The 9,968-nt window shown below is 43.2% G+C and carries 9 protein-coding genes; 3 read left to right on the top strand and 6 right to left on the bottom strand.

From position 1 onward, the window contains the following. From VFM80_RS02260 to VFM80_RS02280, 5 genes are all read right to left on the bottom strand, one after another. The coding region (locus VFM80_RS02260; RefSeq protein WP_395069126.1) for a DUF3095 family protein at positions 1–883 on the bottom strand (883 nt) is incomplete at its 3' end. Positions 884–1,046: 163 nt separating this feature from the next. Beyond that, positions 1,047–1,862, bottom strand: coding sequence for a DUF4382 domain-containing protein (locus VFM80_RS02265; protein WP_395069128.1), 816 nt, complete (start codon positions 1,860–1,862; stop codon positions 1,047–1,049). A gap of 101 nt (positions 1,863–1,963) precedes the next feature. Beyond that, a complete protein-coding gene (locus VFM80_RS02270) occupies positions 1,964–3,745 on the bottom strand; it encodes a DUF2207 family protein (protein ID WP_395069130.1) in 1,782 nt (593 codons plus the stop codon). A gap of 171 nt (positions 3,746–3,916) precedes the next feature. Then, on the bottom strand, positions 3,917–5,206 hold the full coding sequence (locus tag VFM80_RS02275; RefSeq protein WP_395069132.1) for a dicarboxylate/amino acid:cation symporter: 1,290 nt from the start codon (positions 5,204–5,206) through the stop codon (positions 3,917–3,919). After that, on the bottom strand, positions 5,203–6,315 hold the full coding sequence (locus VFM80_RS02280) for a hypothetical protein (RefSeq protein ID WP_395069134.1): 1,113 nt from the start codon (positions 6,313–6,315) through the stop codon (positions 5,203–5,205). Before VFM80_RS02280 ends, VFM80_RS02275 begins: the two co-directional genes overlap by 4 nt. A gap of 213 nt (positions 6,316–6,528) precedes the next feature. Here VFM80_RS02280 and VFM80_RS02285 point away from each other — a divergent pair, with 213 nt between their 5' ends. From VFM80_RS02285 to secF, 3 genes are read left to right on the top strand one after another with little or no spacing between them, the layout of a single operon-like run. Beyond that, positions 6,529–8,190 carry a sodium-dependent transporter gene (locus VFM80_RS02285; protein WP_395069136.1) on the top strand — a complete coding sequence of 554 codons (1,662 nt, stop codon included), beginning with the start codon at positions 6,529–6,531 and terminating at the stop codon, positions 8,188–8,190. A gap of 11 nt (positions 8,191–8,201) precedes the next feature. Continuing rightward, on the top strand, positions 8,202–8,333 hold the full coding sequence (locus VFM80_RS02290) for a hypothetical protein (protein WP_395069138.1): 132 nt from the start codon (positions 8,202–8,204) through the stop codon (positions 8,331–8,333). A 10-nt stretch (positions 8,334–8,343) separates the two neighbouring features. Beyond that, the gene (gene secF / locus VFM80_RS02295) at positions 8,344–9,300 is read left to right on the top strand and encodes a protein translocase subunit SecF (protein WP_395069140.1); all 957 of its coding nucleotides are present in this window, start codon (positions 8,344–8,346) and stop codon (positions 9,298–9,300) included. An 87-nt stretch (positions 9,301–9,387) separates the two neighbouring features. Here the strand turns inward: secF and VFM80_RS02300 are convergent, their stop codons facing one another. Then, positions 9,388–9,690: a ferredoxin family protein gene (locus tag VFM80_RS02300; RefSeq protein ID WP_395069142.1), complete on the bottom strand. Its 303-nt coding sequence runs from the start codon at positions 9,688–9,690 to the stop codon at positions 9,388–9,390. Between the last annotated feature and the right edge of the window lie 278 nt (positions 9,691–9,968).

The raw sequence follows: 9,968 nt of genomic DNA on the forward strand, positions 1-9,968 counted from the left end.
TATAATCTCCCCAGTCGGTTTCAGAGGTTTTCTTTTTGAATTTCATCAGGTAAAGTCCGGTTAACAGCTGAAAGACCATTCTTCCAAAATGCTTCAGTTTTTTTCTAAGAGTAGGGGGTTGTGTTCTAAGTTTCCATTCAACCCCCAGAAGCAATGGGTTAGCGGTCATTTTTAAAGCATCTTCTCGGATGGGATGATAGTCTTCTTCATCGCCAAAAATTTCAGCAATTTTGGCAAAGCATTTTTCATAGATTTCAGCACTTTCTGCATTATTTTTTTCATACGTCTGAATTAAATATGCTGCGACCTCATCCTTGTCACTGGGTACTTGGCTCCATCTGCATTCCAATCCTGAAAAATCAGCTTCAACAGATTCAATTTCTTTTAACCGGTCTTCCTTTTTAATGAGTTCTTCGGCATATGTAACTCCGCTCCCCCAAAATATGGTTTGGTCTATAAAGTCGGATAACTTAAGTCGTGCAATCCCAATATCATGTCCGGCTTCTCTAAGTTCTTTCATAGAAATAATTCCTGCTGCCATTTCCAGGCCGTAAGCATTCTTTACAGCTTTTTTACAGAAAGCCAGAATTCCCTTTGCTTCGTCAATTCTTTGATTGGGAAGTACAATCAGGGAGCCGTCTCCACCAAATAGATGAGGAAGTAAGTTTTCCTGAGTATAAAAATTATTCAGAGCGGCAATAAGAGACGCACCTGCCATATTCACTTCTTTATACTTCCCCATGCGGATGGCATCTGTAGAGCCTCGAATATCTGCTAAAGCCAGGTACCAATCGTTCGGAAGGGGGGTGTAAAGGTTTGGGTTGGACACTTCTCGGAAAGAAGGGACAATGTTTAAACTTCCGTAAAATTCAGCGGTATCCATATATAAATGTGAGTTTACCATTGTATTTGCTCAAGCGATCTCACATCAAAATAGAGAAAAAAAGATAGTTTTAATTGAGTGTTGGAAAGGAATAATGAAGTGCATAAAAAAAGCCCGTTTCAAAAGAAACGGGCTTAACGATAGCAATTTAATTCTCGGATTTTCAGGAGCCGGAACCTTCTAACTCGATAGCTTCTTCGAACTCAAAATCTTCTGCATCTTCAATTTCAATGCCTTCGACTAATGAATCAGCATAAGCTTCATTAGATGGATTGAACCATACATTGTAAGTACCATCTTCAAGGCCAACTATCTTGAAGTTCCCTTCTTCATCAGCTTGAGTGCCAACGGTATCTTCACCGGCAATGGCATATACAAACGGTTCTGCTTCTAAGGGAAGTACTGTTCCGGCTATGCTTCCTTGTAATTGAGGGCTTATAGCTCTGAGTACCGGTTTTAAAATGTAATTATTATTACCGGTTACCACGATAGATTGAGAAGCATCAAAGTCGATGGTTAATTCATAGGTTTCTCCTTCCTGCACCTCGGCGTTGATATTAATTTTATAGCCGGACTGTTGTGCACTTGGAGTAGTGAGCACGTGGGTTTCGCCATCGATGACCACATTGTTATTTTCTCCAAGTAAAAGACGAATTTGATTATACTGACCGGCTTCGAGTTCTACTTCACCTAAGTCTAAAACAGCACCATTCTGATAATCAAGAAGATTGACAAATAAGGAATCGTCCATAACAGAATACCAGCCACTGTCGGTTGTATCATCTGCACTTTCATCTCGATTTACTAACACTTGAAGTATCTCGATGTTAACTTGGTCAAAATTTACAGGGGCATCTGTCAATGAAACCTTCATGGTTCCCATGCCCTGATCGCTTTCTGTGCTGCAGGCAGTGAATATAAAGAGTGAAAACAGCAGAGCTAAAATGGGTAAATGATTGTATCGCTTAAGAATATTCATAATAGGGTTCTCTTTTAAATTATTATTCATAAAATTGAACCAGATACATTTAAAATTGTTTCTAAAAAAATCAGAATTTTAATATTTTTTAAATGATGGGGTTATCCTGCTCCCCCCGAAGCACCTCCACCTGCGACGCTTGCAGAAGCGCCACCACCGGCAACAGTTCCCCCTCCGGCTGAGATAGTTCCTGTGGCTGCAAGGTTGCTAAAAGAAGAGGCCATTGCAGCAGGAGAGTTAGTACTTCCCGGCAGAATAGCGATCCAAGTGATCAGAAGTACGGCATCCGGGTTTTGTTGAAACATCTGTTCAAAATCCTGTTTGCTTAGCCCAAGTGCGATTCCATAGATAAAGTGAAGTCCCAACTTGTCGTCAGGAATGGAGTAATCTTTGGCGTTCTTAAGGGCATTCCAATAGTTCTTCCAGGTTTTATGTACTTCTTCTCCTTTAGGAGTACGCCGGATGATCGCCAAGGAAAGGACAGCACCTGTAAAAGTTATGCCCAGTGCTACGGCCATAACAGGATGCAGTAGAAATATCAAAACCAATCCAATCAACAACAGGACAGATTGTAATCCTAAATTCCAAAAAACTCCGGTATAGCTGTTTTTATCAATCCACCCCTGATCTTTGCAATAAGTGGAAACCTTTTGCTTCCAGGCGTAAAACCATTTAGAAACTTCAGTCTCAGAGAACTTGAAGATATCCTCCATCTTATTCCCTTCTTCCTTAATTCTTTTGGTAACAAAGCTAAAAAGATCATGTTCCCAATCTGAGATCGATGAGTCAGATTGTGGATCTTTGTCTAATAATTGGACACTGTAACTACTCTTTTGCTCTTGACTGGAGAGCCAGGAGGATTCTTCTTCATCGGCCTCATTTTCTTCGATCTTGAAATATCCTCTTCTTGCAAGGTCAAGTAAGGTTGCCGTGACATGCGCCCCAATTACCGTTTGATTCATCAATAACCATCCTATGGCAGCAGGTTTTTGGCGTCCGGGAATCATAATGTTGTTATTTGGACTGATATTGATCCGGTGTCGGGTTCCATATTGACGATAGAAAAATACGAAACATAGGATGCTAAGCCCTGCCAAGATCATGACAGCATTTACAGCGAGTTCATAATTGCGTGCTCGTTCCGCTGCCTGTTGTCTTCGATTTTCACGGTACTCCATCTCTTCATTCTCAGCAAAGGCTAACGAAAAATTGGGATCATTTACCTGGCTCTGATCATCAAAAACTGAAGTAGGAAAAACGGTTCTAATGATCACTGCTTCATTACGATCAATATCATTTCCCTTAAACTGAAATCCGTTATCCAATTTTGTGGTATTGAGCTCCCAATCCGGTTCCCTTACCCAGGCATGAAGGTCAGATCGTTCTACCATATCCGGAAGTTGAACAAGAATGGTGAGCTGCTCTGTCGATTTCTCTCTGTCGGCACCAACATAGTTCCAAAAAAACTGACTCCACTCCGTGCCTATCGTCAATGCACCTTGGATGGTATATGAAATTGAGAATGTTCGCTCTTCATCGTTCGCCTCAAAGAACCATTTTACATTAAACGCATCCGAAGATTCTTCGACTAAAAAGGTGCGGGGTTCTTCGCTATTCAGGTTGGAGAAATTATCTCCGTTTTCAGCAATCTGTATGTTCTCAATGGCTGAAAATCCGGATTTTGGGATCATATAATTAGCCCAGGAGTAGCTGCCGTCAAAAACATAGGTTCGGTGTTCAGTAACTCGAAGAGATCCGTCTTCATTGATTTGTACTTCGATCTGTAGTTCCGGTATAGTGTAATCTTTAGCGGAGATTTTTGTAGGATGAAGAGATATTCCAAAAACCAGAAGTATGAAGAAAAATACTTTAAATAAATTCATTATATGTCTGTTATTTTATGCCCTATTGCAGATAAATACGGAAAAATGGAGAGAGATGTTACGGGATGTTATGCTATGATACCAGATGGAAGAGCAAGATAAGGGTAACCAATGATTGTTGTCATTAATCCCTTTTTTTACCATTAGAACCTGTTTGGAATCCAGATAAGACTAAATTTTTTGAGAGCACTCTTCCATCCGGTTTATAGCTAGGGAAACCGCCGCATCTCCCGAAATATTAACCACGGTTCGGATCATATCAAGGATACGATCAACGCCCAAAATTAAGGCTATTCCTTCTACGGGTACATCCACGGCTTTGAGTACTATCACCAACATCACAATACCTGCCCCGGGAACACCGGCCGTTCCTATGGAAGCCAGGGTGGCTGTCAAAATAATGGCAAGCTGGTCGGTGAAGGTCAGGTCCAATCCCAAAGCCTGGGCAATAAATACAGCAGCCACAGCCTGATAAAGGCTGGTTCCGTCCATATTTACAGTAGCTCCCAAAGGCAGTACAAAACTACTGATCTCTTCCTTCACTTTCAGTTTATTGGTCACGCAATCCATGGTTACCGGCAGGGTGGCATTGCTGGAACTGGTGCTGAAAGCGACGAGAAAAGCAGGGCGCATTTGTTTCATAAAATAAATAAAACCGGTATTGCCCAATCCTTTCACAATAGAGCTGTACACAACCAAAAGGTGAAGAAGTAATCCGGCCACCACTGCTACACAGTACAAAGCAAGAGCGCTTAGAATATTGAAAGTCTCCATGGGATCTTCCCCCGCCAACTCTGTCATGATTGAAGCAATAAGGGCAAAGGCTCCATAGGGGGCCATCAGCATGATGTAATCGATCAGCTTCATGATCACATCATTCAATGCATCAAAAAAATTAAACAGCAGCTGCGACTTTTGTCCCGGGATCTGAAGCAAAACCACTCCGAAGAGAACAGCCACTAAAAGCACCTGCAGCATATTGGTATTACTTGAAGCGGCATTAATAAAATTATCAGGAACGAGGTTTACAATCGGTGCAAGCGGACCTTGTTCCAGTACCTGTTCAGCTGCTTGTTCCCGTGTTTCGGCTTTATCCGAATAGGTAGACATAAGCCGGTCGCGGGTAGCTTCGGGCAGGGCTTCACCGGGTTTGATCAGGTTCACTGAAACCAAGCCGATGGAAATAGCCAGGGTGGTAGTGAGTACAAAAATACCGATCGTCTTTCCGCCAATTCTCGACAATTTACGGATATCACCAAGCTTCCCGATTCCCACGATCAGCGAAGCTATAACCAGTGGCATAGCTACCAGTTGCAGCAACTTTATGAATATTGTTCCTACCGGTTTGATGAAATCAGCCGTGAACTGCTGGAGGTTGTATAGCGGGGCAAAGATCCCCCAAATAAATCCGAGCACCAGCCCGATTATAATTTGCCAGTGTAGCTTTTTGATCCAATTCATCTGTTGAAAATCTCCGCAAAAATAGCCGGGTTGGTAGCTGCAGCCAAAGTAATGGAAACCGCCAGTCCAATGAGGGCAAACAGCAGGTCTTTACCGATCAGCCGGAATGTAGCACTCATGGTTTTATCTTCTTTCTTGAGGAATGTTCTCATACCCAATTCACGTCCCGCAAGCAGCCCGATGAACACCCATGTTGTACTCATGGGAATTACGCTCACCCACACAAAGAAAAGCAGAACGAGTGCATATACAAGATCAATAATGGTAGCCGGGCGGACATCTAAAACATCCGTTTTTTGGGTGACTACTTCCTGTATACGGCCTCCTCTAAGATAAAATAAAAGGCCCAACCCGAGGAAGATGAAGCTGTTCATAAAAATGAGCGCTTCCAGTGATAGGCTTCGTGGCAAATAGACCGCAATGTTTGCAGCATCCTGCATGATCCAGACAGCCCAAAGGCTTCCGCTGGAAATCCATTGAGCTACACTCCATCCCGGATGTGCCTTTCCCTTGAATTTGATGAGTCCGGATTGTGACAAGATAAGCCAGACCAGGTAGGCCCCGACAAAGGCTACGCCATATCCGGAAACGCTTTTGAGAAGCATCTTTTCAATGCCGGCCACATCCGCAGAAAAACAGCTAAGCAACAGGAAGGTAGTGGATACCGGCATACGCATCCGGGTCAGGATCAACAAGAAAATTGGCGCTGCAAGCTGCAAGAAAGTGAATGATTGCGGAGCTGTCTCAAAGCCTTTGGCAGTGAGCCGCTGAAAGCTGACATCTCCGTCGAAAACAGCCCAGCTATAAGAAGTGGTGGCCACAAAGATCAACCCAATAAAAAGCCATAATATCCACCAGGCTTTGTTTTGGTTGGAGGAGATAAAAGTACCTACAGTCTGTATGCTGTCGTTGGCAATAGCCGAATAACCGGCCAGCATAAAACCTACCCACATTGCAATACCGGGATAGGGGTAAGAGAAACCGGCAATGAAAAACAATACCGCAATCAGCAGTAAAAAATGTTGTTCGCTGCGTATCAGGTTAAAAAAAGTGAAGCGAAAGTTGATAAAACTTTGTGCTAAGGAAGTACCGGAATGTGATATGCTCAAGTGTTCTCCTGCAGAGCAAATTTGGGCTCTGCTAAAAATTAATGATACACAAAAATTTTTGTATTGCATCATTAAAAAATTGTGTAATATTATTCTCAGTAATACACCAAGGCATAAGATATTCGCCCACCTCAGGTCTTAGAAAAACAAGGCCAAACGGATAGAGTCGACGGCTCCATGTGTTTCGGTTTTTAAACCTTTTCACACTATCCAATGACCAACTCACAAACTACTCAACATTGGGGTTCCCGCATGGGTCTCATTCTCGCCATGGCCGGTAATGCTGTGGGACTCGGTAACTTTTTACGCTTCCCCGTACAGGCAATCGAAAACGGTGGCGGTGCGTTTATTATCCCGTATCTGATTTCTTTCTTACTGATGGGCCTGCCCCTGCTCTGGGTGGAATGGTCAATGGGACGATATGGCGGTCGCTTCGGGAATCACTCCACACCTTTCATCTTCGATTCGATGGGCAAAGGTTGGTGGATCTATGCCGGAACGCTCGGTATTTTTGTAAACCTGGGCATGGCCGCATATTATGTGTACATCGAATCATGGACTCTTTCCTACACTTGGTACTCCCTTACAGGCGCTTTCGATTCGCTCACCCAAATGGAAACCGCACAATTCTTTGACAATTATGTAGATGTGAACGAGGGCTTCTTTAATTTCCCGATAACGGCTATGTTCTTTTTTGCTGTCACGCTGGGATTGAATATCTGGATCCTCTCACGTGGACTGGAAGGCGGTATCGAGAAAGTATCCAAAATTTGTATGCCGTTGCTGTTGCTGTTTGGAGCTATTCTAGCCATCCGTGCCATTACCTTGAATGTGGGCGAGATGGGTGCCACACATGATGCATCGGTTGGCTTAAATTATCTGTGGGAGCCGAGATACGATTCGTTGTTGCGCCCCGGTGTGTGGCTGGCAGCTGCCGGACAGGTATTCTTTACTCTGTCTTTGGGTATGGGCAGCATTATTTGTTATGCCTCATATATCCGCTCGAGACAAGATATTGCCTTGAACGCTATGAGTGCCGGATGGTTAAACGAATTTGTGGAAGTGGTACTAGGTGCTTCCATCATCATCCCGATAGCCGTGGGTTACATGGGGTTGGACTGGGTCGTTGAAAATGCCGGTTTCATGATGGGTTTTAAGACCATGCCGTATTTATTCGAGCAATGGGGGCCGATATTCTCAGCCTTGGCAGGATTGTTTTGGTTTGGCTTGCTGTTCTTTGCCGGGGTGACATCCTCATTGGCGATGGGAACTCCTTTTACAGCTTTCCTGGAAGATGAATTTAATTACAGTGTCAAAAAATCGGCTATCATATTTGGGACAATTGTCGGTTTGTTGGCACTGCCTTGTATCATTTTTTACCAACAGGGCGTGTTTGATGAATTTGATTATTGGACGGGAACCGTGTTGTTGGTCGTTGTGGCATTCCTTGAAATCATCTTGTTTGCATGGGTTTTCGGTATCGACAAGGGATGGGAAGAAGTGACCCGCGATGCTGACATACGGATTCCCGTTTTCTTTAAATATGTAACACTTTATGTAACTCCTGTTTTTATAGGTGTGGTATTGCTGGGTTCATTATTCAGCCCTGAAAATGGTAATTGGATCGCTGCTTTTTCATCGCTTGGCAGCGGAGAGGGGTGGCCCTTTGCTGCCGACAGCGTGATCGCTAAAATTTTCCATTTGCATGAAATCGAATCCAAGTGGTTTGTTGATGGGGCGGTCACTCAGAGATTTATTATTGATATGGCTCGACTGTTGTTACTTACTACCTTTTTGGGGCTAACGGCAGTGGTTTATAAAGCGGCTCAAAACCGAAAAAATAAACCGGACCAAGTAACTAATATTCACAATTAACACAGACAAAAATGTCACCTTCTGCACTTTTCACTATGCTTGTTGTTCAGGTGCTGGTAAGCGCGATCACCTTCTATTTCCTATTTCAGGTGATGCGCAAAAAACGCCCGAATAATTCATCCGATTCCCAAGAACAATTCTAACATTACTCCCATGAGATTTTTCGAAAACGCTAATTATTCATTCATCCGGTATCGCCATTTTGGCTATGGGTTGTCTATTCTTCTGATCGTAGCTTCCCTGGCGGGTATTTTTGTCAAGGGGCTCCAATACGGAATCGACTTTAAAGGAGGAACCGAGGTAGTGATTGAACTCGGGATTCCCGTACCTGCCACTGAAATTCGAACCATATTGGGAGATGCAATGGGGGAAGAACCGATGGTTCGTAATTATGGCTCTGAATACGAATTACAGGTACGTACAGCTTACCACAACGGGGAAGAACTGACCAAAGCAATAGAGCAAGCCTTCAAAATGCATCTGCCTGAAAATACCGTGCGGTTTATAAAAATGGATACCATCGGTCCGGTGTTTGCACAGGATATGCAGGATGCTGCCACGATGGCCACAGCACTCTCCATTGTAGTGATTGCGCTTTATATTTTCATACGATTCAAGAAGTTCTCCTTCTCTTTTGTGGTGCTAACAACCCTGATGCATGATGTGATCATCATACTGGGAGTTTTCACCTTGTTCCATGGAATTTTGCCTTTCAATATGGATATAGATCAAAGTCTTGTTGCAGCTTTTTTGACCATCATCGGTTATTCACTGAACGATACCATTGTGGTATTTGACCGGATTCGCGAAAACCTGAATATTCATAAAGGTAAAGCGTGGGCAGAATTGGTGAATACAAGCATCAATCAAACATTAAGCCGGACGGTGGTAACTTCTCTGACTACCTTGTTTGCGGTTGCCGTATTATTTTTTGCGGGAGGAGAAACCCTGAAAGGCTTTTCATTCGCCATCTTAACAGGGGTAATCTTAGGAACCTACAGTACCATTTGTATTTCATGTCCACTGCTGGTAGATATTATGAACAAAAAAGAGACAGCCAGAGAAAAGACTAAAAAACCAGTTGCAGCAAGAATAAGACAAGCGGCATAAAATCAAATCAATAAAGGATAGTTACGGTGTTAAGGTTGAATTCCTGAAAACCATAACACCGTAACACTGCCACACCTAAGCACCATTTTACCCAAAATTCCAGGTAACACCACGACCAATCTCAGGATCAGGGAAATTCCAATCCACGGCTCCCTGATCACAAGCATACATGCAGGTACCGCATTCGATACAATCTTCCACCTGAAAATGCACCTGATTGTTGTCATCCATGGTGTAGCAATTAGCGGGACATACCCATGTCGTACATTTATGGGGACAAGTGGAATTACAAATATCCGTATCCACAATAATATGGGGTTTGATATCAGACTTAGACTGATTTCGATAGCTTACAAGTCCGAGGCGTTCGGTTAATTTTAAGTTTTTCATAGTATCTGAATTGAATAAATGTTCTTCCTAATAAAGCTTTCAGCCGTCAGCTCTCAGTATGGGTCCAAGCGGACGCTTGAACCAGTCAAGGAAAAACTGAAAGCTGAAGTCTGATAGCTGACAACTACAACGACTTACCAGCCTTAAATCCTAATTTCGCGAGTTCCCAGTAAGAAGCATGCCGTTTCACAGCTCCTTTCAGCATGTCTTTAGATTTCGGTGTCGGTTTATTCTTGATGGAGAAGAACTGTCGGCCGAAATCGCAGATCAAATTCGGT

Source organism: Gracilimonas sp. (genome assembly GCF_035704785.1).
GTDB lineage: Bacteria > Bacteroidota > Rhodothermia > Balneolales > Balneolaceae > Gracilimonas.

Coding starts and splice junctions, on each gene's coding strand:
- VFM80_RS02275 (WP_395069132.1), bottom strand. CDS start 5,206: ATGAATTGGATCAAAAAGCTACACTGGCAAATTATAATCGGGCTGGTG.
- VFM80_RS02300 (WP_395069142.1), bottom strand. CDS start 9,690: ATGAAAAACTTAAAATTAACCGAACGCCTCGGACTTGTAAGCTATCGA.
- VFM80_RS02290 (WP_395069138.1), top strand. CDS start 8,202: ATGTCACCTTCTGCACTTTTCACTATGCTTGTTGTTCAGGTGCTGGTA.
- VFM80_RS02270 (WP_395069130.1), bottom strand. CDS start 3,745: ATGAATTTATTTAAAGTATTTTTCTTCATACTTCTGGTTTTTGGAATA.
- VFM80_RS02285 (WP_395069136.1), top strand. CDS start 6,529: ATGACCAACTCACAAACTACTCAACATTGGGGTTCCCGCATGGGTCTC.
- VFM80_RS02265 (WP_395069128.1), bottom strand. CDS start 1,862: ATGAATATTCTTAAGCGATACAATCATTTACCCATTTTAGCTCTGCTG.
- secF (WP_395069140.1), top strand. CDS start 8,344: ATGAGATTTTTCGAAAACGCTAATTATTCATTCATCCGGTATCGCCAT.